Annotated in this window: 22 protein-coding genes and 1 pseudogene; 14 read left to right on the top strand and 9 right to left on the bottom strand. The window is 57.6% G+C overall.

Annotated features, from left to right (window positions below; all coding sequences use genetic code 11):
• Positions 1-35: 35 nt before the first annotated feature.
• Positions 36-905 carry a 4-(cytidine 5'-diphospho)-2-C-methyl-D-erythritol kinase gene (ispE, locus tag OTG14_RS09150; RefSeq protein WP_267214965.1) on the bottom strand — a complete coding sequence of 290 codons (870 nt, stop codon included), beginning with the start codon at positions 903-905 and terminating at the stop codon, positions 36-38.
• Positions 902-1,513, bottom strand: a complete 612-nt coding sequence (gene lolB, locus OTG14_RS09145; RefSeq protein WP_024907066.1) for a lipoprotein insertase outer membrane protein LolB — start codon at positions 1,511-1,513, stop codon at positions 902-904. The genes ispE and lolB overlap by 4 nt, the downstream gene beginning before the upstream one ends.
• A gap of 326 nt (positions 1,514-1,839) precedes the next feature.
• On the opposite strand from lolB, the gene hemA reads away from it, so the two are divergent.
• The 6 genes and pseudogenes from hemA (at position 1,840) to kdsA (ending at position 6,884) form a co-directional block, all read left to right on the top strand.
• Positions 1,840-3,096, top strand: a complete 1,257-nt coding sequence (gene hemA / locus OTG14_RS09140) for a glutamyl-tRNA reductase (RefSeq protein ID WP_024907067.1) — start codon at positions 1,840-1,842, stop codon at positions 3,094-3,096.
• A 41-nt stretch (positions 3,097-3,137) separates the two neighbouring features.
• Positions 3,138-4,220: a peptide chain release factor 1 gene (gene prfA, locus OTG14_RS09135; protein WP_021240360.1), complete on the top strand. Its 1,083-nt coding sequence runs from the start codon at positions 3,138-3,140 to the stop codon at positions 4,218-4,220.
• A complete protein-coding gene (gene prmC / locus OTG14_RS09130; protein WP_267214964.1) occupies positions 4,220-5,050 on the top strand; it encodes a peptide chain release factor N(5)-glutamine methyltransferase in 831 nt (276 codons plus the stop codon). The genes prfA and prmC overlap by 1 nt, the downstream gene beginning before the upstream one ends.
• A gap of 8 nt (positions 5,051-5,058) precedes the next feature.
• Positions 5,059-5,142, top strand: a pseudogene (locus tag OTG14_RS09125) (siroheme synthase); the annotation flags it as partial.
• A gap of 41 nt (positions 5,143-5,183) precedes the next feature.
• Positions 5,184-5,993: an invasion regulator SirB1 gene (gene sirB1 / locus OTG14_RS09120; protein ID WP_032647631.1), complete on the top strand. Its 810-nt coding sequence runs from the start codon at positions 5,184-5,186 to the stop codon at positions 5,991-5,993.
• Positions 5,994-6,029: 36 nt separating this feature from the next.
• On the top strand, positions 6,030-6,884 hold the full coding sequence (gene kdsA / locus OTG14_RS09115) for a 3-deoxy-8-phosphooctulonate synthase (protein WP_023312123.1): 855 nt from the start codon (positions 6,030-6,032) through the stop codon (positions 6,882-6,884).
• Between the two features lie 93 nt (positions 6,885-6,977).
• Here the strand turns inward: kdsA and chaA are convergent, their stop codons facing one another.
• Complete coding sequence (gene chaA, locus OTG14_RS09110) at positions 6,978-8,078, bottom strand: sodium-potassium/proton antiporter ChaA (protein WP_024907071.1); 1,101 nt, start codon at positions 8,076-8,078, stop codon at positions 6,978-6,980.
• Positions 8,079-8,348: 270 nt separating this feature from the next.
• Here chaA and chaB point away from each other — a divergent pair, with 270 nt between their 5' ends.
• Both chaB and OTG14_RS09100 read left to right on the top strand, forming a co-directional pair.
• Entirely contained in the window at positions 8,349-8,579 is a 231-nt protein-coding gene (gene chaB, locus OTG14_RS09105) for a putative cation transport regulator ChaB (RefSeq protein WP_021240355.1), read from the top strand.
• Positions 8,580-8,756: 177 nt separating this feature from the next.
• Entirely contained in the window at positions 8,757-9,452 is a 696-nt protein-coding gene (locus OTG14_RS09100) for a gamma-glutamylcyclotransferase (protein WP_032647627.1), read from the top strand.
• A gap of 30 nt (positions 9,453-9,482) precedes the next feature.
• Here OTG14_RS09100 and OTG14_RS09095 read toward each other — a convergent pair whose 3' ends face one another.
• The 3 genes from OTG14_RS09095 to OTG14_RS09085 all read right to left on the bottom strand — a co-directional run bounded on the left by OTG14_RS09095 (position 9,483) and on the right by OTG14_RS09085 (position 12,162).
• Positions 9,483-9,722, bottom strand: coding sequence for a DUF1883 domain-containing protein (locus OTG14_RS09095; protein WP_024907074.1), 240 nt, complete (start codon positions 9,720-9,722; stop codon positions 9,483-9,485).
• A gap of 195 nt (positions 9,723-9,917) precedes the next feature.
• Positions 9,918-11,702 carry a methyl-accepting chemotaxis protein gene (locus OTG14_RS09090; RefSeq protein WP_267214963.1) on the bottom strand — a complete coding sequence of 595 codons (1,785 nt, stop codon included), beginning with the start codon at positions 11,700-11,702 and terminating at the stop codon, positions 9,918-9,920.
• 106 nt (positions 11,703-11,808) lie between these two features.
• Positions 11,809-12,162: a DsrE/DsrF/TusD sulfur relay family protein gene (locus OTG14_RS09085; RefSeq protein ID WP_008499522.1), complete on the bottom strand. Its 354-nt coding sequence runs from the start codon at positions 12,160-12,162 to the stop codon at positions 11,809-11,811.
• Between the two features lie 177 nt (positions 12,163-12,339).
• Here OTG14_RS09085 and OTG14_RS09080 point away from each other — a divergent pair, with 177 nt between their 5' ends.
• The gene (locus OTG14_RS09080) at positions 12,340-13,749 is read left to right on the top strand and encodes a YchO/YchP family invasin (protein ID WP_267214962.1); all 1,410 of its coding nucleotides are present in this window, start codon (positions 12,340-12,342) and stop codon (positions 13,747-13,749) included.
• A 3-nt stretch (positions 13,750-13,752) separates the two neighbouring features.
• On the opposite strand, the gene narL is transcribed toward OTG14_RS09080, so the two are convergent.
• Together narL and narX are read right to left on the bottom strand one after the other, a co-directional pair.
• A complete protein-coding gene (gene narL / locus OTG14_RS09075) occupies positions 13,753-14,403 on the bottom strand; it encodes a two-component system response regulator NarL (protein ID WP_008499531.1) in 651 nt (216 codons plus the stop codon).
• Positions 14,396-16,192, bottom strand: coding sequence for a nitrate/nitrite two-component system sensor histidine kinase NarX (gene narX, locus OTG14_RS09070; RefSeq protein WP_248272689.1), 1,797 nt, complete (start codon positions 16,190-16,192; stop codon positions 14,396-14,398). Before narX ends, narL begins: the two co-directional genes overlap by 8 nt.
• 309 nt (positions 16,193-16,501) lie before the next feature.
• Between narX and OTG14_RS09065 the strand changes: the two genes are divergently transcribed.
• The 5 genes from OTG14_RS09065 to narI all read left to right on the top strand — a co-directional run bounded on the left by OTG14_RS09065 (position 16,502) and on the right by narI (position 24,938).
• Entirely contained in the window at positions 16,502-17,899 is a 1,398-nt protein-coding gene (locus OTG14_RS09065) for a NarK family nitrate/nitrite MFS transporter (RefSeq protein ID WP_032647618.1), read from the top strand.
• Between the two features lie 379 nt (positions 17,900-18,278).
• On the top strand, positions 18,279-22,022 hold the full coding sequence (locus tag OTG14_RS09060; protein WP_267214961.1) for a nitrate reductase subunit alpha: 3,744 nt from the start codon (positions 18,279-18,281) through the stop codon (positions 22,020-22,022).
• Positions 22,019-23,554, top strand: coding sequence for a nitrate reductase subunit beta (narH, locus tag OTG14_RS09055; protein WP_048989621.1), 1,536 nt, complete (start codon positions 22,019-22,021; stop codon positions 23,552-23,554). The genes OTG14_RS09060 and narH overlap by 4 nt, the downstream gene beginning before the upstream one ends.
• On the top strand, positions 23,551-24,261 hold the full coding sequence (gene narJ / locus OTG14_RS09050) for a nitrate reductase molybdenum cofactor assembly chaperone (RefSeq protein WP_032656683.1): 711 nt from the start codon (positions 23,551-23,553) through the stop codon (positions 24,259-24,261). The genes narH and narJ overlap by 4 nt, the downstream gene beginning before the upstream one ends.
• A complete protein-coding gene (gene narI / locus OTG14_RS09045) occupies positions 24,261-24,938 on the top strand; it encodes a respiratory nitrate reductase subunit gamma (protein WP_267214960.1) in 678 nt (225 codons plus the stop codon). Before narJ ends, narI begins: the two co-directional genes overlap by 1 nt.
• On the opposite strand, the gene OTG14_RS09040 is transcribed toward narI, so the two are convergent.
• Positions 24,935-25,831 (bottom strand): DMT family transporter, encoded by an 897-nt coding sequence (locus OTG14_RS09040; protein ID WP_024907088.1) that lies wholly within the window; start codon positions 25,829-25,831, stop codon positions 24,935-24,937. The two genes, narI and OTG14_RS09040, sit on opposite strands and share 4 nt — an antisense overlap.
• Positions 25,832-25,922: the final 91 nt, after the last annotated feature.

Genomic DNA, 25,922 nt, shown 5'->3' with positions numbered 1-25,922 from the left:
GAGCGCGATGCAACGTCTGGAACAGGGTGACGTTGTCACCGAAACTCAGTCTGCGCCAGAATGGCCTGCTGTAGGGGGGAAATGTTCATCCCACGCGCTACAAAACCATGCAGCCAAACCGGCGCTTGCTCAAGCACCTGACGAGCGGCGGATTCGGTGTCAAATTCAGCAAAGACACAGGCCCCTGTACCAGTCAGGCGCGACGGCGCGTATTCTAACAGCCAGGAAAGCACCGCATCAACCTCGCGAAAACGTTTTCTTGCGATATCCTCGCAATCGTTGCTGAATTCACAATTTAATAACGTTTCTATTGACCGAACCGGGGTATTCCTTTTCAGGTCAGGATCTTTAAAGATGACCGGGGTTGGAATGCTCACGCCGGGGTGAGCAACCAGATACCACTTCTCAGGCGGTTCAGCCGGGGAGAGGATTTCACCCACGCCCTCGGCAAAGGCAGCATGACCGCGCACAAACACCGGGACATCCGCCCCCAGCGTCAAGCCCAGGGCTGCCAGTTCGTCCGTCGACAGCCCGCAGCCCCAGAGGTGGTTCAGCGCAACCAGCACGGTCGCGGCGTTAGATGAGCCGCCGCCCAGACCGCCGCCCATCGGCAGGCGCTTCTCGATACGGATATCCGCACCGCTTCCCGCAGGCAGGCGGCCCGATTCCGCTGCGGCTTTCATCAGCATACGCGCGGCGCGCACGATCAGGTTGTCTTCATGTGCCACGCCCTCGACCGGCGTTAGCAGGCAAATCTGCCCGTCCTGGCGCAGTTCAATGGAGATCGTGTCGCCATAGTCAATAAACTGAAACAGCGTCTGCAGGGTGTGATAACCGTCAGCGCGCTGGCCGGTGATGTATAAGAACAGGTTCAGCTTTGCCGGAGAGGGCCATTGGGTCATCATTTAACGATCCAGTTGTCCATTTTCAGCTTGATACGCTGGCTGCCCTGGGTCAGTTCCATATTCGATGGCAGCGAAGGTTTACTCTTACTGTCATAGGCGCTGTACACCACTTTCCAGGTTTTGCCATTTTGGGTGTAGTTCACCTGGCTCAGACGGTACTGATCGTCCAGGGTGTAGTCGGTGGCGTCACCTGGCAGGCCGAGGATCCACTGGCGCAGGCTGTTAAGCGGGATAGGCATCCCGGTCAGCTTGCCAATCATCTCTTCGGCATCGGTCGCGGTGTAGTGCTGACCTTTGTTATCGGTGATCTGCGCTTCACCCGGTTTCGCGATAAGCTCCAGCTCGGTGCTGCCCAGCGGGTTCAGCAGCAGCAGGCGATAGTGGTCCTGACCCGTCTGCTGCCAGAAGAAGCGGGCATAAACTTTTTGTTCGTCAGAGAGATAAGCGAACGCGCCGCGGGTCTGATACTGGTTCAAATTACGGACGTCCTGCTGGTGCTGACGCCACTGCGGTGAATCAGGGCTTTTGCCCGGGCCTTTTGGCTGGGTGACGGTACACGCGGTCAGAACCAGTGCTGCCAGCGGCAGCAGGCGAATCAGTCGGGTCATAATGAGGACAAATCCTTGAGATACGTTGCAGTTATAACTGTTAATGCTAGCGTCGAAGGGGGCTACCGTCTACGTTCAAATTATCTCAAAGCGTTGTATCTACCCTAAATAATTCAAGCTGCATGAAGGCGGCAAGAGAGTGAATCCCCATGAGCATAGATAACTATGTGATTGGGGTGAACGAGCGCAGCCAACGCGCATGCAGCTTGAAGTATGACGGGTATAAGCTATTACTCCGAAAGGGGGCTGTCTCTTTTATTGATCTCGCGCATCCTGTATGATGCGTTCTGCTAACCTTATTAACGCTGGTACTACTCCCGCTCAACATGACCCTATTAGCACTCGGCATCAACCACAAAACGGCCCCGGTTTCGCTGCGAGAACGCGTAACGTTTTCGCCAGATACGCTCGACCTGGCGCTGGACAGCCTGCTTGCACAGCCGATGGTGCAGGGTGGCGTGGTGCTCTCGACGTGCAACCGTACCGAGCTCTATTTAAGCGTGGAAGAGCAGGATAACCTGCACGAAGCGCTGATCCGCTGGTTATGCGACTACCACAATCTCAATGAAGACGAGCTGCGCAACAGCCTGTACTGGCATCAGGACAACGATGCCGTCAGCCATCTGATGCGCGTGGCCAGCGGGCTGGATTCGCTGGTGCTCGGCGAACCGCAGATCCTGGGGCAGGTGAAAAAAGCGTTTGCGGATTCGCAAAAAGGGCATCTGAAGGCCAGCGAGCTGGAGCGCATGTTCCAGAAGTCGTTCTCCGTGGCGAAGCGTGTGCGAACCGAAACCGACATTGGTGCCAGTGCGGTTTCCGTTGCTTTCGCGGCCTGCACCCTTGCGCGCCAAATCTTTGAATCCCTCTCCACCGTCACCGTGATGCTGGTGGGCGCGGGCGAAACCATCGAACTTGTGGCGCGCCATCTGCGCGAGCATAAAGTGAAAAAGATGATTATCGCTAACCGCACCCGCGAACGCGCGCAGGTGCTGGCGGATGAAGTGGGCGCAGAGGTGGTTGCCCTGAGCGACATCGATGAACGTCTGAAAGAGGCGGACATTATTATCAGCTCGACCGCCAGCCCGCTGCCGATTATCGGAAAAGGGATGGTGGAGCGTGCGCTGAAGTCCCGTCGTAATCAGCCGATGCTGCTGGTGGATATTGCCGTCCCGCGCGATGTTGAGCCGGAAGTGGGCAAGCTGCCTAACGCCTACCTCTACAGCGTGGATGACCTGCAAAGCATCATTTCGCACAACCTCGCCCAGCGTAAAGCGGCGGCGGTGCAGGCGGAAACCATTGTTGAGCAGGAAACCAGTGAGTTTATGGCCTGGCTGCGCGCGCAAAGCGTCAGCGAGACCATCCGCGAGTATCGCGGACAGGCGGAGCAGGTGCGTGACGACCTGACAGCCAAAGCGTTAGCGGCCCTTGAACAGGGCGGCGACGCACATGCAATTATGCAGGACCTGGCGTGGAAACTGACCAACCGCCTGATCCATGCACCAACCAAATCTCTTCAGCAGGCTGCCCGTGACGGGGATGATGAACGCCTGACTATTCTGCGCAACAGCCTCGGGCTGGAATAGCGCCCTATACCCATTTTCTAAGACAAGGTGCACTTACGCCTATGAAGCCTTCTATCGTCGCTAAACTGGAAGCTCTGCACGAGCGCCATGAAGAAGTCCAGGCGCTGCTCGGCGATGCCGGGACCATTGCGGACCAGGAGCGTTTTCGCGCGCTCTCACGTGAATACGCGCAGTTAAGTGATGTTTCTAAATGCTTTACCGACTGGCGACAGGTTCAGGAAGATATCGAAACCGCGCAGATGATGCTCGACGATCCTGAAATGCGCGAGATGGCGCAGGAAGAGTTGCAGGATGCGAAAGCGCGTTCTGAGGAGATGGAGCAGCAGCTTCAGGTGCTTCTGCTGCCAAAAGATCCGGACGACGAGCGTAACGCGTTCGTGGAAGTCCGCGCCGGGACCGGCGGTGACGAAGCGGCACTGTTTGCCGGGGATCTGTTCCGCATGTACAGCCGCTACGCCGAGTCGCGTCGCTGGCGCGTGGAGATCATGAGCGCCAACGAAGGCGAACACGGTGGCTACAAAGAGGTTATCGCCAAGATCAGCGGCGACGGCGTGTACGGTCGTCTTAAGTTTGAATCCGGCGGTCACCGCGTGCAGCGCGTACCGGCCACCGAATCCCAGGGCCGTATCCACACTTCCGCCTGTACGGTGGCGGTGATGCCGGAGCTGCCGGAAGCGGAACTGCCGGACATCAATCCGGCGGACCTGCGTATTGATACTTTCCGCTCCTCTGGCGCGGGTGGTCAGCACGTTAACACCACCGACTCCGCCATCCGTATTACCCACCTGCCAACCGGCATTGTCGTCGAATGTCAGGACGAGCGTTCACAGCACAAAAACAAAGCCAAAGCGCTGTCCGTGCTGGGCGCGCGTATCCACGCGGCCGAAATGGCGAAACGCCAGCAGGCGGAAGCGTCTACGCGTCGTAACCTGCTGGGGAGCGGCGATCGCAGCGACCGTAACCGCACCTACAACTTCCCGCAGGGCCGCGTCACCGACCACCGCATCAACCTGACGCTGTACCGTCTGGACGAGGTGATGGAAGGGAAGCTGGACATGCTGATTGAGCCTATCGTGCAGGAATACCAGGCCGACCAGCTGGCGGCACTGTCCGAGCAGGAATAATGGATTTTCAGCGCTGGTTACGTGAGGCGGCAGGTGAGCTTTCCGAAAGCGAAAGCCCGAAACGCGATGCCGAAATTTTGCTTGAGCATGTGACGGGTAAAGCCCGCACGTATCTGCTGGCTTTTGGAGAAACCGAACTGACCGCGGAGCAGGAAGCGCAGCTCGCCGCGCTGCTTGCCCGTCGTAAAACCGGCGAGCCGGTGGCGCACCTTGTCGGTGAACGTGAGTTCTGGTCGTTACCGCTGTTCGTCTCGGCGGCGACGCTAATCCCGCGTCCGGACACCGAGTGTCTGGTGGAGCAGGCGCTGGCGCGTTTACCGGCGGCGGCCTGCAGTATTCTCGATCTCGGGACGGGAACAGGTGCTATCGCGCTGGCGCTCGCCACCGAGCGGCCCGACTGTACGGTGACGGCGGTGGATGTCATGCCCGACGCGGTGACGCTGGTGCAGCGTAACGTGGAACGTCTCGGGGTCCGCAACGTGACGGTGCTGCAAAGCAGCTGGTTTTCCGCGCTGGAGAATCGCATATTTGCGATGATTGTCAGCAATCCTCCTTACATCGATGAACATGACCCGCACCTTGCGCAGGGAGATGTTCGCTTCGAACCGCTGACGGCGCTCGTGGCCGCCAACGCGGGATTAGCCGATCTTGATCACATTGTGACAACGTCACGGGAACATTTACTTCCCGGCGGCTGGCTGCTCGTGGAGCATGGCTGGACGCAGGGAGAAGCCGTGCGGGCACTGTTTACGCAAGCAGGTTATGACGCTGTCGAAACCTGCCGCGACTACGGCGGCAACGAACGCCTGACGCTGGGGCGGTGGTCTTGAGTTCCGGGTATCTGCCATTTACTGATAAAGGCGTAAGGCTGACTGAAAGGCAGTTTGGCGTTATCATCTACATCGTTTTGAGTTTTATCGCGCCTGAGCGTCATTGTTCGCTCAGGTGTTACTGGGGTAAGTCATGAGGTCCTTAGCCGATTTCGAATTTAATAAAGTGCCGCTTTGCGATGGCATGATCCTGATTTCAGAGATGATTCGCGACGATTTTACGTCGCAGTTTGTCTATGATGAGCTGGAGAATCTGGTCAGCCTGGCGCGTGAAGAGATTAATCAGGCTCGCCCGCAAGACTGGCAACTAGAGAAGCTGCTGGAGCTTTTCTACGGCGAATGGGGTTTCTGCGACACGCGGGGCGTATATCGCCTGTCTGACGCATTATGGCTGGACCAGGTCTTAAAAAATCGTCAGGGCAGCGCCGTGGCACTGGGGTCTATTTTACTATGGGTCGCACAGCGTCTGGATATTCCGCTGGTGCCGGTCATTTTCCCGACGCAGATGATCCTGCGTGCAGAGTGGCTGGACGGCGAAATGTGGCTCATTAATCCCTTCAACGGCGACACGCTGGATGAACATACGCTGGACGTGTGGCTGAAAGGCAATATCAGCCCGGTGGCCGAACTCTTCAACGAAGATCTCGACGAGGCGGACAACGCAGAGGTCATTCGCAAGCTGCTGGATACGCTGAAGTCTGCATTAATGGAAGAGCGTCAGATGGAGCTGGCCCTGCGCGCCAGCGAAGTGCTGCTGCAGTTCAACCCGGAAGATCCGTACGAAATTCGCGATCGCGGGCTGATCTATGCCCAGCTCGACTGTGAGCACGTGGCGCTGAATGATTTGAATTATTTCGTCGAGCAGTGTCCGGAAGATCCTATTAGCGAAATGATTCGTGCGCAGATCAACGCGATCTCGCACAAGCAAATTACACTGCATTAATCTTAATTCCGATTCACACCTGAATAAGGCGATCCTATGAAACAAAAAGTGGTTAGCATTGGTGATATCAAGGTAGCAAACGACCTGCCTTTCGTGCTGTTTGGCGGCATGAACGTGCTGGAATCCCGCGACCTCGCCATGCGTATCTGCGAGCACTACGTGACCGTGACCCAGAAGCTAGGCATCCCGTACGTGTTTAAAGCCTCTTTTGACAAAGCCAACCGCTCCTCCATCAACTCTTACCGTGGCCCGGGCCTGGAAGAGGGGATGAAGATTTTCCAGGAGCTGAAGCAGACCTTTGGCGTGAAAGTGATCACCGACGTGCATGAAGCCTCTCAGGCGCAGCCGGTGGCAGACGTGGTAGACGTGATTCAGCTCCCGGCATTCCTGGCTCGCCAGACCGACCTGGTCGCCGCGATGGCGAAAACCGGTGCCGTGATCAACGTGAAAAAACCACAGTTCGTGAGCCCGGGTCAGATGGGTAACATCGTCGATAAGTTTATCGAAGGCGGTAACGATCAGGTGATCCTGTGCGACCGTGGCGCTAACTTCGGTTATGACAACCTGGTGGTGGACATGCTGGGCTTCAGCGTGATGAAAAATGTCTCCGGCCAGTCTCCGGTGATTTTCGACGTGACCCACGCGCTGCAGTGCCGCGACCCGTTTGGCGCCGCGTCCGGTGGCCGTCGTGCTCAGGTGACCGAACTGGCGCGTGCCGGTATGGCAACCGGTCTGGCAGGTCTGTTTATTGAAGCGCACCCGGATCCGGATAACGCAAAATGCGACGGCCCATCTGCGCTGCCGCTGGATAAGCTGGAGCCGTTCCTGAAACAGATCAAAGCGATTGACGATCTGGTGAAGAGCTTCGACGAGCTGGATACCAGCAAATAATAAAAAACCCGCTTCGGCGGGTTTTTTTATGTTTTCTCCCTCTCCCTGTGGGAGAGGGTTGGGGTGAGGGCATCGGGCCGCACCGGATCAATCTTACGCAAAAATCGTCATTAAGTACGCAATAAACAACGCCATATGCGCCGCGCCGTTCAGCACGTTGGTGCGCCCGGTGGAGAACGAAATCTGGCACAGCAGCAACGAGGCCACCATCACAATCATTTCCGGCGCACCCAGCGCAAACTGCAGCTCGTTGCCCGTCATAAAGGCAATCAGCGTCACCACCGGCACGGTGAGTGAAATGGTCGCCAGCACGGAGCCGAAGAACAGGTTCATTGCGCGCTGCACCTGATTGTTTAAGACGGCTTTCAGCGCGCCCAGCCCTTCAGGAGACAGGATCAGCAGCGCCACCAGGAAGCCGGTAAACGCTACCGGCGCGTTCAGCTCGGTTAACAGCGTTTCCAGCGGGTTGGCGTTCATCTTGGTGACGGCAATCACCGCAATCAGATGTACGATCAGCCAAACCGTATGCCACGCGCTGCTGTGGGCCGACGGCTTACCGTGGTGCGGGTCATCGTCGTCGCTGTCGTCTTCATGCTCATACACAAACAGGCTCTGGTGCGTTTTGGTCTGAATCAGCAGGAACACGCCGTACATGGCGGCGGAAATCAGTGCGACCAGCAGTGCCTGACCGGTAGAGAAATTCGCGCCCGGCAGCGCCATCGGGAAGACCAGCACGATAATGGCCAGCGGGAAGAGGGCGATCAGATACTGTTTAATGCCGAACAGGTTCATATACTGGGTCGCGAACTTGCGCCCGCCCAGCAGCAGAGAGAAGCCCACCAGGCCGCCCGTCACAATCATAATGATAGAGTAGAGCGTGTCGCGCATCAGCGTCGGCGCGGCATCGCCGGTCGCCATGAGCGCGGAAATCAGGCTGACTTCGAGAATAACGACGGAAAGGCTGAGAATTAACGATCCGTACGGCTCGCCCAGACGGTGGGCCAGGACGTCCGCATGGCGAACGACGCTAAATGCGCTGGTTAAGATGCCGACCAGGGCAAGAATATTGATACCAACCACCACTGGCAGTGACTGACTGCTTCCCCAGAAGAGCAGCACAGCCAGTGCCAGAACCGGGAAAATGAGTGACGTCTCCTTGTGGCGGGTCTTTACCGCCTCGTGTGTTGCTGTCATGTGCTTCTCCATCAATGCAGGTGCTTGTAATTATAGATAGATTTTTGAGGTCATTAAACTAACAGATCTCTGTTAAATACCCTTTATTTTTTACTTAATTTTACCCTTTGTCATAAATTTAATACCTGGCTCCTGTAATTGACGGTTTTAATATAATACTTATTAAATAACAATAAATTAAATTTGGTTTGAATCCATAAATTAAGGCCGGGTGGCACGCTGCCATATCGTCGTCCACACTTATCTCTTTAAGCAAAAGAGAGGTGAGTGATGCCATATAAAACGAAACGCGAATTACCCGATAACGTGCAAAACGTGCTGCCCGCTCACGCGCAGGATATCTACAAAGAGGCGTTTAACAGCGCCTGGGAACAATACAAAGATAAGGACGATCGCCGGGATGATGCCAGCCGTGAAGAGACAGCGCACAAAGTCGCCTGGGCCGCCGTAAAACATGAATATGAAAAAGGAGACGACGATAAATGGCATAAAAAGAAATAGCCGTGAAATAATTCGCTGCCTTCATTTTGACTTTTCAGGCGGTTGAACGGCCGTTGTATTGCAACTGGTCCGCTAATTGCTTATCGTTATTTAACTGCTGGCAAAATGACCAGCACATAATGTCGGGAAGGCGAATTACAGATGTCGCAAGGAAGCATGCAGTGGCGGAGGTGTAAAGTGTTAACGCGTGATTTCTTAATGAAGGCAGATTGTAAGACGGCATTTGGTGCTATTGAGGAATCGCTTCTCTGGTCAGCTGAACAACGTGCGGCGTCACTTGCTGCCACGCTTGCCTGCCGCCCGGATGATGGCCCGGTATGGATTTTTGGCTACGGTTCCCTGATGTGGAACCCGGCTCTGGAATTTGTCGAATCGGCAACGGGAACGCTGCCTGGCTGGCATCGCGCATTTTGCCTGCGTCTGACGGCCGGACGCGGCAGCGCGTGCCAGCCGGGACGTATGCTTGCACTGAAAGAGGGCGGGCGCACCACGGGCGTGGCGTATCGCCTTCCTGATGCCTCGCTGGAAGAGGAGCTTACGCTGCTCTGGAAGCGTGAGATGATCACCGGCTGCTATATGCCGAGCTGGTGCAAGCTGGAGCTGGACGACGGACGCACCGTCAATGCGCTGGTGTTTATTATGGACCCGCGTCATCCGCTGTATGAAGCGGACACTCGCACGCAGGTCATAGCCCCGTTGATTGCTGCCGCCAGCGGACCGCTGGGGACCAATGCACAATATCTCTTCTCCCTGGATCAGGAGCTGACCCGCCTCGGCATGAAAGACGATTGTCTGAATGAGCTGGTGGTAAAGGTGAAGGCGCTGCTGGAAGGGAACCCGCTCAACGGCACGCTGCGACCGGGCTTTGCCTGATGATACGCCCGGCTCGCCGGGCGTTTATTATTATGCAGCCACGTAGCTGACGGAATGCTCCAGCGACTGGCTGTGGCTGTCGATCAGCACATCCCACGTGCCGGTATACGGTACGGTAAGCCACGCTTTATCATCCTGCACGGTGAGAATATCCGCCTGGGATTGTTTATGTGCTTTCGCACTCATCAGGTGAATACGACAGCGCTCTGAGCAACGCACCACTACCGTATCCCCGCCAAACAGTTTCAAACTTGTTTTTACCAGTGCCATTTTTTTACCCCGTCGATTTTGCCCATCCCGAGCGTGATATTGTTCACAAATTACTCATTGCATAACACCAAAGCGGGGGGCGAGGGATGATGATTTTGATCAAAAAATGGCATAACGTTTAAACAAAAATGACAAAATTCCTGAAAGCATTCAGCTGGCGCGGGTTTTACCCGGTAAACCCGCGCCGGAATAAAATTAAATGCGGAAATGGCCGGCGGTTTCAGCAAGGTCCCCAGCCTGGCTCTGCAGGGCACCCGCGGCGGCGGCGGATTCCACTACCAGCTCGGCGTTCTGCTGGACCATCCTGTCGAGATGGGTCACCGCATGATTGATCTCATGAATGCCTTTCATCTGCTCGCTGGTGGCGATGGAGATTTCGCGCATGATGCCGGAGACGCTGCCGATGCTGGAGCGGATCTCGTCCATGCTTTCCCCGGCCAGATGCACGTAGCGGGAGCCGGTGGCCACGCTGTCGGTGGTGGAATCGATCAGCGATTTGATCTCTTTCGCCGCCTGGGCGCTGCGGCTTGCCAGGTTACGCACTTCGCCTGCCACCACGGCAAACCCGCGACCCTGCTCCCCGGCACGGGCCGCCTCGACGGAGGCGTTCAGCGCCAGAATGTTGGTCTGGAACGCGATGCCGTCAATCACGCTGGTGATATCGCCAATTTTAGCCGATGCGACTTCGATGGACTGCATGGTGCTGATCGCCTGGGATACCACCTCGCCGCCGCGCGCCGCGGCCGCTGAGGCCTTGCTCGCCTGGTCGTTCGCTTCTGCCGCCGACTCGTTCGATTGGGTCACGGAGGCGGTGATCTGCTCCACGGCGCTGGCCGTCTCGCGCAGGCTGGACGCCGCCTGCTCGGTACGTCCGGAGAGATCCTGGTTACCCGCCGCAATCTCCTGGGCGGCGTTTTTCACCGATTCACTGGCATCACGGAGCTGCACCATCACCACCGACAGCTTATCGCTGAAGGCGTTAAAGGCCTGCGCAATCTGCGCCACCTCGTCCTCGCCGCTGTCCGGCAGACGCTGCGACAGATCGTTAGTCCCGTTGGCAATGTTGTGCATCGCGTCGCGAATGTCGGACAGACGCTTCAGCAGGCGGGCAATCAGGAGGTGAACAATGGCCGCGCTCAGCAGTGCCAGGATCACCAGCGAAATCACCGATGCTTTAAGCAGGGAACGCATGCCGGAGGTGGCGTCGCCGTTGTCGAGGGCGACGACTAGCAGCCAGTTTGTGCCCGGCACGGCTGTCGCCACGAAGGTTTTTTCAGCATCGTTCAGCGTGCCGTCAACCGGGTTACCGCTTTTCAGCGCAGCAAAATCGATGCCTTTGATGGTCTCAGCAAACGGTTTAAGCGTCAGAGCCGGATCGTTAGCGGCAATCACGCTGCCGTCACTGTTCAGAAGCAACCCGCTGCTGGCCGGGGTTGGATGGATCCCGCGTACGTTCGCCACCACGCTGTCCATGGCCACATCGCCCGCCACCACCGCTTTCAGTGTGCCATTCTCTTTCACCGGCACGGCGAAGGTCACCACCAGTTTACCGGTCCCCGCGTCAACGTAGGGCGCGGTGACAACCGGACCGTCCGTACTGACTACCTGCTGATACCACGGGCGAATGGTCGGGTCATAATCCGCCGGAACGCCCGCCGGTTCAGAGAATTTCGCCGTTTTGCTGGCGTAGCCGACATAAACGTTGGTGAATCCACCCGCCTGTGCAAGCTGTTTAAACACCGGAACCGGATCGTCACTCAGTGCGACGGTCTGCGCGGATGCAATCACCGTCATCTTGCTTTTGACCCAGTCGGCAATCGCCATGTTATGGCTGGCGCTGGTGCTGGTCAGGATATCGCGCTGTGACTGCTGGTTATCCTGGCGTGTGACCTGGAAGTTAATAACGGTGTTGAGGAGAAGGGCGACGACCAGACAGCCTGCCGTCGCCGCGATGATGCGTGCACGAATCGATCTGAACATAAGTGAAATACCTGCTGTGTTGTTTCCATGCCTATCGGCAACCCCGCAGGTAAACTTGATGCTGAAACCGCGTCCATAAGAAAATAATATTTTTACGTGTTTATTATTAAAAAGTTAATACTTTATCTGCGGACAGCGTCCACTCGGCCAGCTCAACCAGCGTACCAATTTCTACGCCATCAATCAGCGGAAGTCCGGTAATGCCGCGGCCGTCGGTGCAGGTCTTGCACAATTTCACCGGCACGTTTTGCGCGGTCAGGATCTCCAGCATCTGCTGAATGTTATAACCCTCGGCCGGTTTTTGTCCCTTCAGCCCGGCGGTGACCGCGTCGGACATTAAAAAGAGGCGTAACGCCAGGTCGCTCTCTTTTTCGCGCAGCGCAATGGCCAGGCGCAGGCTGTTAAAAAGGGATTCACTCCCGTAGGCCGCACCGTTGGCGACGATAACAATCTTTTGCATGTTGACTCCTGTTCTTATAAAGGCACGAATAATATAGGGTTTACCGAGTTTACGCTGCCTGCAGCCGTCAATAAACTTCAGGATATTCCTGAAATTTCCCGTAAGGCTGCAATTCTTTCTTAATAGCGTTAAGGTAAGACGTCTTTTACAAAAATCCAGGCGCTAAACCCGACGTTGATGGCTGTATCGTCTCGCATTCGTTCTCTGCTATTACTCTCCCTTTTGTCGGCCGGAGCCGTTCACGGTGCGCAGAATTCCTTTATGCATCAGGCACAGCACCCCTTTGATAATAACGGGGACAGTCTGCCCGACCTCGGCCTGGCGGCGCCTACGGGCGAGGGGGAGAAGCATCTGGCCGAAATGGCGAAAGCCTTTGGTGAAGCCAGCATGACCGACAATGGCCTGACGACCGGCGAGCAGGCGCGTCAGTTTGCCTTTGGTCAGGTGCGCGACGCGGTAAGCGGGGAAGTGAACCAGCAGATTGAGTCCTGGCTGTCGCCCTGGGGAAACGCCAGCGTGAACCTGCTGGTGGATAACGATGGCAAATTTAACGGCAGCAGCGGGAGCTGGTTTATCCCCTGGAACGATAAAAACCGTTATCTGAGCTGGAGCCAGCTTGGCCTGACCCAGCAGACGGATGGTCTGGTCAGTAATGCAGGAATCGGTCAGCGCTGGGTCGCCGGGAAATGGCTGCTGGGTTACAACACGTTTTACGATAACCTTCTGGATGAAAACCTGCAGCGTGCCGGGCTGGGGGCGGAAGCGTGGGGGGAAAATCTGCGTCTGTCAGCCAACTATTATCAGCCCTTTGCCGGCTGGCGCGATCGCTCCGACGTGCAGGAGCAGCGCATGGCGCGCGGATATGACGTCACCGCTAAAGCCTGGCTGCCGTGGTTCCATCATCTCAATACCAGCGTTAGCTTCGAGCAATATTTTGGCGATAACGTCGACCTCTTCAACAGCGGAACCGGCTATCACAATCCTGTGGCGGTGAATCTGGGGCTTAACTATACCCCCGTTCCGTTGGTGACGCTGACCGCCGGGCACAAGCAGGGCGAAAGCGGCGAGAGCCAGAATAACCTCGGGCTGAAGCTCAACTATCGCTTTGGCGTGCCGCTGGCTAAGCAGCTTTCCGCCGATGAGGTCGCCGCCACGCGCTCCCTGCGCGGCAGCCGCTATGACTCGCCCGAGCGCACCAGCCTGCCGGTGATAGAGTTCCGCCAGCGTAAAACGCTGTCCGTCTGGCTGGCCACGCCGCCGTGGGATCTGAAAGGGGGCGAGACCGTGATGCTGAAGCTTCAGGTTCGCAGCACGCACGGCATCCGTCAGATCCACTGGCAGGGGGATACGCAGGCACTGAGCCTGACGTCGCCGGCGAAAAGCAACAGCACCGACGGCTGGAGCGTGATTATCCCTGCCTGGGATGACCGGGAAGGGGCGACAAACCGCTGGCACCTGTCGGCGGTGGTGGAAGATGAGAAAGGCCAGCGCGTCTCGTCCAATGAGATCACGCTTGCCGTGGTGCAGCCGCTGGTCGCATTGCCGCCTGACGACGATCCGCGCTGGAAGCTGCTGCCGGATGAGTAGTCCTTAAAAAATGCGTTCCTGATGCACCCACACGGCGGCTTCAACGCGGGATTTTAGCTTCATTTTCTTCAGCATATGCTTCACGTGTACTTTGACCGTGCTTTCGGTGATGTCCAGACGGCGGGCGATCATTTTGTTCGGCAGCCCCTGGGCAATGAGTTTGAGAATATCGCGCTCGCGCGGGGTTAACTGGCTGACGTCACGGTCAGAGGTGGCGCGGTTGGCGCGCAGGCTGGCGGCCAGAACCGGCGTTAAGGCTTCGCTGAGCACCATTTCGCCCGCCGCCGCCTGCTGTAGCGCCTTAAGCAAGTCTTCCGGCTCCATATCCTTCAGCAGATAGCCATCCGCCCCGCGCTTCAGCGCCGTGACCACATCCTCTTCATGGTTGGACACGCTAAAGACGACGATGCGGCCGGAAAGCGATTTTTCCCGCAGCTTGTCGAGGGTCTCCAGACCGTTCATGCCGGGCATATTCAGATCGAGCAGGATCAGATCGGGATCGAGGGATTCGGCAAGCTCAATGCCCTGTTCACCGTTGCTGGCTTCGCCCACCACGGTGATATCGGGTGCCATGCTGACCAGCTGTTTCACGCCAGTACGCAGCATCGGATGGTCGTCGATCAACAGGATGGATGCCGGTTCCTGATTAGTCATGGGTTTCTCCTTGAGCAGTTGTGAGCGGTTTCTCGGGAATAAAGGTGACGACAACTTCCGTGCCGCCCGTCTCTCTCCGGCGAACCTGGCAATCACCGCGCAGGCTTTGGGCGCGGTCTCGCATAATGATTAAACCATAGTGGTTAGTGCGTTCGGCATTTTCCGGCACGCCGCGGCCGTTATCGTGAACCGTCAGTTTGACCTGATTATCGTGCTGGCTGACGGTGACCGTGACCGCCGTCGCGTCAGCGTGTTTAAGCACGTTGCTCAGCGCTTCGCGGGCGATCTGCAGTAAATGTATGGCCTGATGGGAGGGGACAAACCGCGGCGGCAGCTGGTAATCCAGCTTCACCGGGAACCCCAGCCGGGCGCTAAATTCGAGACAGCTGGATTCCAGCGCCGGGCGCAGGCCCGGCTCGGTCAGCTGCAGGCGGAAGGTGGTCAGCAGCTCGCGCAGCTGTATCCAGGAGGTGTTCAGCTCGTTGCGGATCTGGCTGAGCAGCTGCTTGTTGCTTTCGGGCATCTCCGCATCCTGCATCTGCAGGCAGCTCACCTGCATTTTCATACAGGAGAGCGACTGGGCGATAGAGTCGTGAAGCTCGCGGGCAATGGTCGCGCGCTCTTCCATGACGATCAGCTGCTGCTGCTTTTCCTGATGCCTGTCGAGCGCCAGCGTGGCCGTCAGCTGTTCAACCAGCGTATCCACCAGCTGCTGCTGGTCGTGGCTCAGGTGACGCCCGGCTGGCAGCGTTGCCAGCAGAATGCCGTACTGAGTGTGGCTGTCCGTCAGGCGCCACTTCAGGGTCGTGCCGCCGGAGGTCAGCGGCGGCAGGCCGCGAGGGCAAAGATGGCAGCCTTTGTCATCGCAGGACATATCGGACTGGCAGGTGAATTCCTGGTGGTTATCTTCGTCTTCCACATCGTAGACCCGCAGCTCAAGGTCGTGAAGCAGGGTCAGATTTTGCAGACCGTTCAGCACCGGCGAGAGACGTTCACATAGCGGTACCTGCATGTGCAGCCGACGGTTGGCCTGCCAGAGGAAGGAGAGGATCTCGTTTTTCTGCTCCAGCCCGGCCGTTTTTTCCTGAACGCGCTGTTCAAGCACCGCGTAGCTCTCTGAGAGCTCTGCCGACATGGTATTAAGCGCCTGGCCGAGCATGGCCATCTCATTGCGCCCGCTGATGTGCGTGCGCTGGGTAAAGTCGCGTGCGGTGACCGCGCGGGCCATGGCCAGCAGCTGTTTCCACGGGTTCAGCAGCCGCGCGCGGAGCCAGACGATGGTGAAGATCAGCAGCAGCCCCATAAACAGCGCCATGGCCCGGTGTACCATCACCACCCGGTCGATGCGTAATTCGGTGGTCTGGTCGAAAGCGGAGACCAGCGCATCAATGCGGGAGACAAACCCCGCCACGTCCTGCGCGACGGTTTCCGTGCTGCGCGCCTGTTTCAGCCCGGGCTGCAGCTGGGTGTGCCAGTAGCCCTGAAGGGCGTTAAGCTGGGACTGCTGACCGGCGCGGATGGCGGCGTTTTCCAGCTCGGGGCTGAAGACCGTGCGCTCCATTTCATCAATCAGGGGACGATCGTCCTGCGTCAGGGGAACCGATGCCAGCAGGCGATAGCTCTGCATGCGTAGCGAGCCTGCCTCGTTGATAGCATGCGCATTACCCTGTACTCCCTGTACCAGCCAGCCGGAGATCGCCATGCCGGTCACACCGATGGCGGTGGACAGCAAAACGATCAGGGCGAGCTGATTCACGAGCGTCAGCGGAGATAAACATCTTTTTAACATAGAGGTGGCGTGCTCCTGACGTGGCCTGCTTGCAGGAATGGCGCTATTCTGGTGCATACCCTGGAGTATACCCATACCAATAAAGGATTACCCCTAAATTGCCAACGGAGTAGGGGGAAGGAGGTGGGGGTAGCCAGAAACCGTCAGCGCCGTGAAAAACCACGTCTTTTTTACCGAATTAGCCTACTCACTAAGGGTGAGGCCTTATTTTGCGCCGCAAATCCTCCCACTTTTCCTTTGATTTATATCAACTTACCGCCGCCCTAAAACCCTAATGTTTGCAGCATCATTCGAGAATCAGAGGTGTCTATGAGTCACTCATCCGCTCCCGAAAGGGAAAATGGTGCCGTTATTACAGACTGGCGTCCAGAGGATCCGGCGTTCTGGCAACAGCGCGGCCATCGTGTAGCAAGCCGGAATCTGTGGATTTCCGTGCCGTGCCTGTTATTAGCGTTTTGCGTATGGATGTTGTTTAGCGCGGTGGCGGTAAATCTGCCCAAAGTCGGCTTTACGTTCACGACCGATCAGCTGTTTATGCTGACCGCGCTGCCGTCGCTGTCAGGCGCGCTGCTGCGTGTGCCTTACGCGTTTATGGTGCCGGTGTTTGGCGGTCGTCGCTGGACGGCGTTCAGTACAGGCATCATGATCGTTCCCTGCGTCTGGCTCGGATTCGCGGTGCAGGATACCTCTACGCCATTTAGCGTATTCGTGATTATCTCCCTGCTGTGCGGTTTTGCGGGTGCAAACTTCGCCTCCAGCATGGCGAACATCAGCTTCTTCTTCCCGAAAGCGAAGCAGGGCGGCGCGCTGGGGATTAACGGCGGTCTGGGGAATATGGGCGTGAGCGTGATGCAGCTCATTGCCCCGCTGGCGATCTCGGTCTCCATTTTTGCAGCCTTTGGCGGCGGTGGCGTTGAGCAGGCGGATGGTTCTTCCCTCTATCTGCAAAATGCAGCCTGGATCTGGGTACCGTTCCTCGTGGTCTTCACCCTCGCAGCCTGGTTCTTTATGAATGACCTGTCCGCGTCGAAGGCGTCGCTGAGCGAACAGCTGCCGGTGCTGAAGCGTGGACACCTCTGGGTGATGGCGCTGCTGTATCTGGCCACCTTCGGTTCGTTTATCGGCTTCTCAGCGGGCTTCGCGATGCTGTCGAAAACGCAGTTCCCGGAGATTCAGATCCTGCACTTTGCCTTCTTCGGGCCGTTTATTGGTGCCCTGGCACGTTCGCTGGGCGGCATGGTGTCTGACCGCCTGGGCGGTACCCGCGTGACGCTGGTTAACTTTGTCGTGATGGCTGTCTTCTGTGCGCTGCTGTTCCTCACGCTGCCAGCCGACGGACAGGGCGGTAACTTCATCGCCTTCTTCGGCGTGTTTATGGTGCTGTTCCTGACGGCCGGGCTGGGGAGCGCGTCAACCTTCCAGATGATCTCCGTGATCTTCCGTAAGCTGACCATGGACCGCGTAAAAGCACAGGGCGGGAGCGAAGAGCAGGCCATGCGCGAAGCGGCGACGGATACGGCTGCGGCGCTGGGCTTTATCTCTGCCATCGGCGCGATTGGCGGCTTCTTTATCCCGAAAGCGTTCGGTATTTCTCTGGACCTGACCGGCTCTCCGGCCGGTGCCATGAAAGTCTTCCTCGTCTTCTATATCGCCTGCGTTGTGATCACCTGGGCGGTATACGGGCGTAATTCTAAAAATAAAAAGTAAGTTGATTATCCGTTTACGCGGCCTTCGGGCCGCGTTTTTTTTGTGCTGGTTATAGTTACAACATACTGATGGGTTTACAGAGAAAGCCCACGGGTAACGCTGTGATCGCCATCGCTTTACAGGTCGCTCTACCCCTTAATACCTGAGAAGTTAAATTTTGCCTGGCGGTTTGTACGATAAAATAAAAATAACGATATATTTCATGTGGATATGAAGTTTCAAAAGATACCGCTTTGGTGGTATTCGGTGTAATCCCTCGCCTGAAAGTCCCTCCTCGTCTTGATCGTTATCAATTCTCCCCCTCTTTCAGGGCGTTACCTTCGCTGCAAATCAGCAATGTCGATTTAGAGAGCCACAGGCTCCACACAGGAGATACCCGATGAGCAAATTTTTGGACCGGTTTCGCTACTTCAAGCAGAAGGGTGAAACGTTTGCCGATGGGCACGGCCAGGTTCTGGATACCAACCGGGACTGGGAAGACGGTTACCGCCAGCGCTGGCAGCATGACAAAGTCGTCCGTTCGACCCACGGCGTGAACTGCACTGGCTCATGTAGCTGGAAGATTTTCGTTAAAAACGGTCTGGTGACCTGGGAAATGCAGCAGACCGACTATCCTCGCACCCGCCCGGATATGCCGAACCACGAACCGCGCGGCTGCCCGCGTGGCGCCAGCTACTCCTGGTATCTCTACAGCGCGAACCGTCTGAAATACCCCCTGATGCGCAAGCGCCTGATGAAAATGTGGCGTGAAGCGAAAGTGCAGCACAGCGATCCGGTGGATGCCTGGGCCTCCATCATTGAAGACGCTGACAAAGCAAAAAGCTTCAAGCAGGCCCGCGGTCGCGGAGGTTTCGTTCGCTCCTCATGGAAAGAGGTGAACGAGCTGATTGCCGCTTCCAACGTCTACACCGTCAAAACCTACGGTCCTGACCGCGTGGCGGGCTTCTCGCCAATCCCGGCGATGTCGATGGTCTCTTATGCCTCCGGCGCGCGCTATCTCTCTTTAATCGGCGGTACCTGCCTGAGTTTCTACGACTGGTACTGCGACCTGCCGCCCGCGTCTCCGCAGACCTGGGGCGAGCAGACCGACGTGCCGGAATCCGCGGACTGGTACAACTCCAGCTACATCATCGCCTGGGGCTCTAACGTGCCGCAGACCCGTACGCCGGACGCGCACTTCTTTACCGAAGTCCGTTACAAAGGCACCAAAACGGTGGCGGTGACCCCGGACTATGCCGAAATCGCCAAGCTGTGCGATCTGTGGCTGGCGCCGAAACAGGGTACCGATGCGGCGATGGCGATGGCTATGGGCCACGTCATGCTGCGCGAGTTCCACCTGGATAAACCAAGCCAGTACTTCACCGACTACGTCCGCCGCTATACCGACATGCCGATGCTGGTCATGCTGGAAGAGCGTGAGGGCTACTATGCCGCTGGCCGTACGCTGCGCGCTGCCGATCTGGTGGACTCGCTGGGCCAGGAAAATAATCCTGAGTGGAAAACCGTTGCGTATAACAGCAACGGCGAGCTGGTGGCGCCAAACGGCTCTATCGGCTTCCGCTGGGGCGAGAAGGGCAAGTGGAACCTTGAGCAGCGTAACGGCACGACCGGCGAAGAGACGGAGCTGCGCCTGAGCATGCTGGGTAGCCAGGACGAGATCGCCGAGGTGGGCTTCCCGTACTTCGGCGGTGAAGGTTCCGAGCACTTCAACAAGGTTGAACTGAAAAACGTACTGATGCACAAGCTGCCGGTGAAACGCCTGCAGCTGGCCGACGGGACTACCGCGCTGGTCACCACCGTCTATGACCTGACCATGGCGAACTACGGCCTGGAACGTGGTCTGGGCGATGAAAACTGCGCCACCGGCTATGACGATGTGAAAGCCTACACCCCGGCATGGGCAGAGCAAATCACCGGCGTTCCACGCGCGCAGATCGTGCGTATCGCCCGCGAGTTTGCGGATAACGCCGACAAGACCCACGGTCGCTCCATGATCATCGTCGGTGCGGGTCTGAACCACTGGTATCACCTCGATATGAACTACCGTGGCCTGATCAACATGCTGATCTTCTGCGGCTGCGTAGGTCAGAGCGGCGGCGGCTGGGCGCACTACGTGGGCCAGGAAAAACTGCGTCCGCAGACCGGCTGGCAGCCGCTGGCGTTTGCCCTCGACTGGCAGCGCCCGGCACGCCACATGAACAGCACTTCCTACTTCTATAACCACTCCAGCCAGTGGCGCTACGAGACGGTCACCGCGCAGGAGCTGCTGTCGCCGATGGCGGATAAATCCCGCTACAGCGGCCATCTGATTGACTTCAACGTGCGCGCCGAGCGCATGGGCTGGCTGCCGTCTGCGCCGCAGCTGGGTACTAACCCGCTGCGCATTGCGGAAGCGGCAAAGCAGGCAGGCATGTCACCGGTGGATTACACCGTGAAATCCCTGAAGGATGGCTCAATTCGCTTCGCGGCGGAACAGCCGGAGAACGGTAAAAACCATCCGCGTAACCTGTTTATCTGGCGCTCCAACCTGCTGGGCTCGTCCGGTAAAGGCCACGAGTACATGCTGAAATACCTGCTCGGTACCGAAAACGGTATCCAGGGGAAAGATCTCGGCAAGCAGGGCGGCGTGAAGCCGGAAGAGGTGGAGTGGAAAGACAACGGTCTCGACGGCAAGCTGGATCTGGTGGTCACCCTCGACTTCCGCCTGTCCAGCACCTGCCTCTACTCCGACATCGTGCTGCCTACCGCCACCTGGTACGAAAAAGACGACATGAATACCTCGGACATGCATCCGTTTATTCATCCGCTGTCTGCGGCCGTTGACCCGGCGTGGGAATCAAAAAGCGACTGGGAAATCTACAAAGACATCGCGAAGACATTCTCCGAAGTCTGCGTGGGGCACCTCGGCAAAGAGACCGACGTGGTGACGCTGCCCATCCAGCACGACTCCGCCGCCGAACTGGCGCAGCCGCTGGACGTGAAGGACTGGAAAAAAGGCGAGTGCGACCTGATCCCGGGCGTGACCGCGCCGCACATTATTCCGGTTGAACGCGACTACCCGGCAACCTACGAACGCTTTACCTCTATCGGCCCGCTGATGGAGAAAATCGGTAACGGCGGGAAAGGGATCGCCTGGAACACCCAGAGCGAGATGGACCTGCTGCGCAAGCTTAACTACACCAAAGCGGACGGTCCGGCCAAAGGCCAGCCAATGCTCAACACGGCTATTGATGCCGCAGAGATGATCCTGACCCTGGCCCCGGAAACCAACGGCCACGTCGCGGTGAAGGCCTGGGCGGCCCTGAGCGAGTTCACCGGTCGCGACCATACCCACCTGGCGACGAATAAAGAGGAAGAGAAAATCCGCTTCCGCGATATTCAGGCCCAGCCGCGCAAAATTATCTCCAGCCCGACCTGGTCAGGCCTGGAAGATGAGCATGTGTCCTATAACGCGGGCTACACCAACGTTCACGAGCTGATCCCATGGCGCACCCTGTCAGGCCGCCAGTCGCTGTATCAGGATCACCAGTGGATGCGCGACTTCGGTGAAAGCCTGCTGGTGTACCGTCCGCCAATCGACACCCGCTCCGTGAAAGCCGTGATGGGGGTGAAATCGAACGGTAACCCTGAGAAGGCGCTGAACTTCCTGACGCCGCACCAGAAGTGGGGTATTCACTCCACCTACAGTGACAACCTGCTGATGCTGACCTTGTCGCGCGGCGGTCCGATTGTCTGGATGAGCGAAACGGATGCCAAAGATCTGGGTATTGAAGATAACGACTGGATCGAAGTGTTCAACAGCAACGGTGCCCTGACGGCGCGTGCGGTGGTGAGCCAGCGCGTACCGGCCGGGATGACCATGATGTACCACGCGCAGGAACGTATCGTTAACCTGCCGGGGTCAGAGATCACCGAGCAGCGCGGCGGGATCCACAACTCCGTGACCCGCATTACGCCGAAGCCGACCCACATGATCGGTGGCTATGCGCAGCTGGCCTACGGCTTTAACTACTACGGCACCGTAGGATCGAACCGCGATGAGTTCGTGGTGGTACGTAAGATGAAGAATATTAACTGGTTAGACGGCGAAGGTAATGACCAGGTACAGGAGAGCGTAAAATGAAAATTCGTTCACAAGTCGGCATGGTGCTGAATCTGGATAAATGCATCGGCTGCCATACCTGCTCGGTCACCTGTAAAAACGTCTGGACCAGCCGTGAAGGTATGGAATACGCCTGGTTCAACAACGTGGAAAGCAAGCCGGGCACCGGCTTCCCGACCGACTGGGAAAACCAGGAGAAGTGGAAGGGCGGCTGGATCCGCAAAATCAACGGCAAGCTGCAGCCGCGCATGGGTAACCGCGCTTGGCTTCTGGGAAAAATCTTCGCTAACCCGCATCTGCCGGGCATCGATGATTACTACGAGCCGTTTGATTACGACTACCAGAACCTGCACAACGCGCCGGAAGGCAAACACCAGCCGATCGCCCGTCCTCGCTCGCTGATCACCGGCCAGCGCATGGACAAAATTACCAGCGGTCCAAACTGGGAAGAGATTCTGGGCGGCGAGTTCGAGAAACGCGCCAAAGACCAGAACTTCGAGAACATGCAGAAGGCGATGTACGGCCAGTTCGAAAATACCTTCATGATGTATCTGCCGCGCCTGTGCGAGCACTGCCTCAACCCGGCGTGCGTGGCGACCTGCCCGAGCGGCGCCATCTACAAGCGTGAAGAAGACGGCATCGTGCTGATCGACCAGGACAAGTGCCGCGGCTGGCGTATGTGCATCACCGGCTGCCCGTACAAAAAGATCTACTTCAACTGGAAGAGCGGCAAATCCGAGAAGTGCATCTTCTGCTATCCGCGTATTGAAGCCGGGATGCCAACCGTCTGCTCCGAAAGCTGCGTAGGCCGTATTCGCTACCTCGGCGTGCTGCTGTACGACGCGGACGCGATTGAAAACGCAGCGAGCACCGAGAACGAGAAAGATCTCTATCAGCGTCAGCTGGACGTGTTCCTCGATCCGAACGATCCGAAGGTGATTGAGCAGGCGCTGAAGGACGGCATTCCGCAGAGCGTGATTGACGCCGCGCAGCAGTCGCCGGTGTACAAAATGGCGATGGACTGGAAGCTGGCGCTGCCGCTGCACCCGGAATACCGCACTCTGCCGATGGTCTGGTACGTGCCGCCGCTGTCGCCGATTCAGTCTGCGGCTGACGCGGGTGAGCTGGGCAGCAACGGCATTCTGCCGGACGTGGAGAGCCTGCGTATCCCGGTGCAGTACCTGGCAAACCTGCTGACCGCAGGCGATACCCAGCCGGTACTGCTGGCGCTGAAGCGTATGCTGGCGATGCGCCACTTCAAGCGTGCCGAAACCGTGGATGGCGTAACCGATACCCGCGCGCTGGAAGAGGTCGGTCTGACCGAAGCGCAGGCGCAGGAAATGTACCGCTATCTGGCGATCGCTAACTACGAAGACCGTTTCGTGGTGCCGAGCAGCCACCGTGAGCTGGCCCGCGAAGCCTTCCCGGAAAAAAATGGCTGTGGCTTTACCTTTGGCGACGGTTGCCACGGGTCAGACAGCAAATTCAACCTGTTCAACAGCCGCCGCATTGATGCCATGGATGTGACCAGCAAAACGGAGCCGCACCAATGATTGAACTCGTCATTGTTTCGCGTCTGCTCGAGTATCCGGATGCTGCGCTTGCGCAGCATCAGCAGGAACTCTTTGATGCACTCGCGTCATCTGAAAACCTGGATAAGGACGATGCCCAGAAGCTGGGTGTTTTCCTCCGCGACCTGCTGGCGCGCGACCTTCTGGATGCCCAGTCGGACTACAGCCAGCTGTTTGACCGTGGACGTGCAACGTCCCTGCTGCTGTTTGAACACGTTCACGGTGAGTCCCGCGACCGCGGTCAGGCGATGGTGGATCTGATGGCACAGTATGAACAGCACGGCCTGCAGCTCGACAGCCGCGAGCTGCCGGATCATCTGCCGCTGTATCTGGAGTATCTGGCGCAGCTGCCGAAAGAAGAGGCGCTGGGCGGTCTGCAGGACATCGCGCCGATCCTGGCGCTGCTCGGCGCGCGTCTTCAGCAGCGCGAGAGCCGCTATGCGGTTCTGTTCGATCTGCTGGTGAAGCTGGCCAACGCCGCGGTCGACAGTGAAAAAGTGGCGGAGAAAATTGCGGATGAAGCCCGCGATGATACGCCACAAGCGCTGGATGCGGTCTGGGAAGAAGAGCAGGTGAAATTCTTTGCTGACCAGAACTGCGGCGAGTCTGAAATCTCCGCTCACCAGCGTCGTTTTGCCGGCGCGGTTGCCCCGCAATATTTGAATATCTCTAACGGAGGACGGCACTAATGCACTTCCTGAATATGTTCTTCTTTGACATTTACCCGTATATCGCGGGCACCGTGTTCCTGGTGGGAAGCTGGCTGCGTTATGACTACGGTCAGTACACCTGGCGTGCTGCCTCCAGCCAGATGCTGGATCGTAAGGGAATGCATGTGGGCTCTAACCTGTTCCACATCGGTATTCTGGGGATATTTGCCGGTCACTTCCTGGGAATGCTGACGCCGCACTGGATGTATGAAACGTGGCTACCGATTGAGGTGAAGCAGAAGATGGCGATGATCGCCGGCGGTGCCTGCGGCGTGATGACCCTGGTCGGTGGCCTGCTGCTGCTGAAACGTCGTCTGTTCAGCCCGCGCGTGCGTGCGACCACGACTGCAGCGGACATCCTGATCCTCTCCCTGCTGATGGTGCAGTGTGCGCTGGGTCTGTTGACCATTCCATTCTCGGCGCAGCATATGGACGGGAGCGAAATGATGAAGCTGGTGGGTTGGGCACAGTCCGTGGTGACCTTCCACGGCGGAGCCTCCGCGCACCTGGACGGCGTGGCCTTTATCTTCCGCGTTCACCTGGTGCTGGGGATGACGCTGTTTGTGCTGTTCCCGTTCTCTCGTCTGGTGCATATCTGGAGCGCGCCGGTGGAGTACCTGACGCGCAAATACCAGATAGTACGCGCCCGTCGCTAATTTGCCGTTTTGATACCAACCCCGCACTCGCGGGGTTTTTTTTCGCACCAGCCCAGGTTGTTCCCAGCGGCAGCAAACAGGATCAGCGCGCCGCCCGCCAGCTGCGTCAGATTCAGCGCGTGCCCGAACACCAGATTATCAACAACAATTGCCACCACCGGATAGATAAACGACAGGGAGCCGGTAATGGGCGTAGGCAGCTTCTGAATCGCGCTGTAGAGCAGCTGGTACATAATGCCGGTATGGACAATGCCCAGCGTCAGCAGGATCGGCCAGGGGAAATCACCGGAAAATGACGGCAGGCTGGCAAACGGCAAAAGCATCACGACGCCCGTCAGTACCTGGATAAAGGCAATATGCTGCGGCGCAACGGATCTGAGCTTGCGGGCAATAATGGCCGTGACCGCATAGAAGAAGGCCGCGGCCATCGCCAGACCGATTCCGGCGAGCCATTCACCGCCATGCGCGCCGGTCAGCTCGCTGGAGAGCAGTATCACCACGCCGCCAAAGGCGAGGAACAGCCAGCCCCATTTCACCAGGCTGACGCGTTCACCTAAAAACATCCCCATCAGTACCAGCATAAACGGCTGGGTGTTATACACCACGGTAGAAAGACCAATAGAGATCCGCTCATAGGCGGCGAAGAGCAGCAGCCAGTTCACCACTAATGCCGCGCCGCCGAGAATAGCCAGCAGCAGCGTGGTGCGGGTGAGGGGACTGAAGGGCTTTTGACTTACCCGGATAAAAATAAAAAGCGCCATAGCTCCGATAAGACAGCGCCAGAACACCACTTCCGTCACCGGCAGACCGGAGAGCAAAACAAACGCGCCGATAGAGCCGGAAATTAACATCGCCAGGCTCATTTGCCAGACGCCTTTATGTAAATCACGCATCATCCACCTCCTGATTAATGACGCTATTGTCGAAAATCGCTGTCGGGTTTTACAGGGGTGATATAAGGTTGAAAAGGTAAATGACTTTTTA

The sequence above is a fragment of the Enterobacter pseudoroggenkampii genome (genome assembly GCF_026420145.1).
GTDB classification, from domain to species: Bacteria; Pseudomonadota; Gammaproteobacteria; order Enterobacterales; family Enterobacteriaceae; genus Enterobacter; species Enterobacter pseudoroggenkampii.
Note: the sequence above shows the minus strand (reverse complement) of the source record. Positions and strands in the feature narration are given on the sequence as shown.

Coding starts and splice junctions, on each gene's coding strand:
- ispE (WP_267214965.1), bottom strand. CDS start 905: ATGATGACCCAATGGCCCTCTCCGGCAAAGCTGAACCTGTTCTTATAC.
- lolB (WP_024907066.1), bottom strand. CDS start 1,513: ATGACCCGACTGATTCGCCTGCTGCCGCTGGCAGCACTGGTTCTGACC.
- hemA (WP_024907067.1), top strand. CDS start 1,840: ATGACCCTATTAGCACTCGGCATCAACCACAAAACGGCCCCGGTTTCG.
- prfA (WP_021240360.1), top strand. CDS start 3,138: ATGAAGCCTTCTATCGTCGCTAAACTGGAAGCTCTGCACGAGCGCCAT.
- prmC (WP_267214964.1), top strand. CDS start 4,220: ATGGATTTTCAGCGCTGGTTACGTGAGGCGGCAGGTGAGCTTTCCGAA.
- sirB1 (WP_032647631.1), top strand. CDS start 5,184: ATGAGGTCCTTAGCCGATTTCGAATTTAATAAAGTGCCGCTTTGCGAT.
- kdsA (WP_023312123.1), top strand. CDS start 6,030: ATGAAACAAAAAGTGGTTAGCATTGGTGATATCAAGGTAGCAAACGAC.
- chaA (WP_024907071.1), bottom strand. CDS start 8,078: ATGACAGCAACACACGAGGCGGTAAAGACCCGCCACAAGGAGACGTCA.
- chaB (WP_021240355.1), top strand. CDS start 8,349: ATGCCATATAAAACGAAACGCGAATTACCCGATAACGTGCAAAACGTG.
- OTG14_RS09095 (WP_024907074.1), bottom strand. CDS start 9,722: ATGGCACTGGTAAAAACAAGTTTGAAACTGTTTGGCGGGGATACGGTA.
- OTG14_RS09090 (WP_267214963.1), bottom strand. CDS start 11,702: ATGTTCAGATCGATTCGTGCACGCATCATCGCGGCGACGGCAGGCTGT.
- OTG14_RS09085 (WP_008499522.1), bottom strand. CDS start 12,162: ATGCAAAAGATTGTTATCGTCGCCAACGGTGCGGCCTACGGGAGTGAA.
- OTG14_RS09080 (WP_267214962.1), top strand. CDS start 12,340: ATGGCTGTATCGTCTCGCATTCGTTCTCTGCTATTACTCTCCCTTTTG.
- narL (WP_008499531.1), bottom strand. CDS start 14,403: ATGACTAATCAGGAACCGGCATCCATCCTGTTGATCGACGACCATCCG.
- narX (WP_248272689.1), bottom strand. CDS start 16,192: ATGTTAAAAAGATGTTTATCTCCGCTGACGCTCGTGAATCAGCTCGCC.
- OTG14_RS09065 (WP_032647618.1), top strand. CDS start 16,502: ATGAGTCACTCATCCGCTCCCGAAAGGGAAAATGGTGCCGTTATTACA.
- OTG14_RS09060 (WP_267214961.1), top strand. CDS start 18,279: ATGAGCAAATTTTTGGACCGGTTTCGCTACTTCAAGCAGAAGGGTGAA.
- narH (WP_048989621.1), top strand. CDS start 22,019: ATGAAAATTCGTTCACAAGTCGGCATGGTGCTGAATCTGGATAAATGC.
- narJ (WP_032656683.1), top strand. CDS start 23,551: ATGATTGAACTCGTCATTGTTTCGCGTCTGCTCGAGTATCCGGATGCT.
- narI (WP_267214960.1), top strand. CDS start 24,261: ATGCACTTCCTGAATATGTTCTTCTTTGACATTTACCCGTATATCGCG.
- OTG14_RS09040 (WP_024907088.1), bottom strand. CDS start 25,831: ATGCGTGATTTACATAAAGGCGTCTGGCAAATGAGCCTGGCGATGTTA.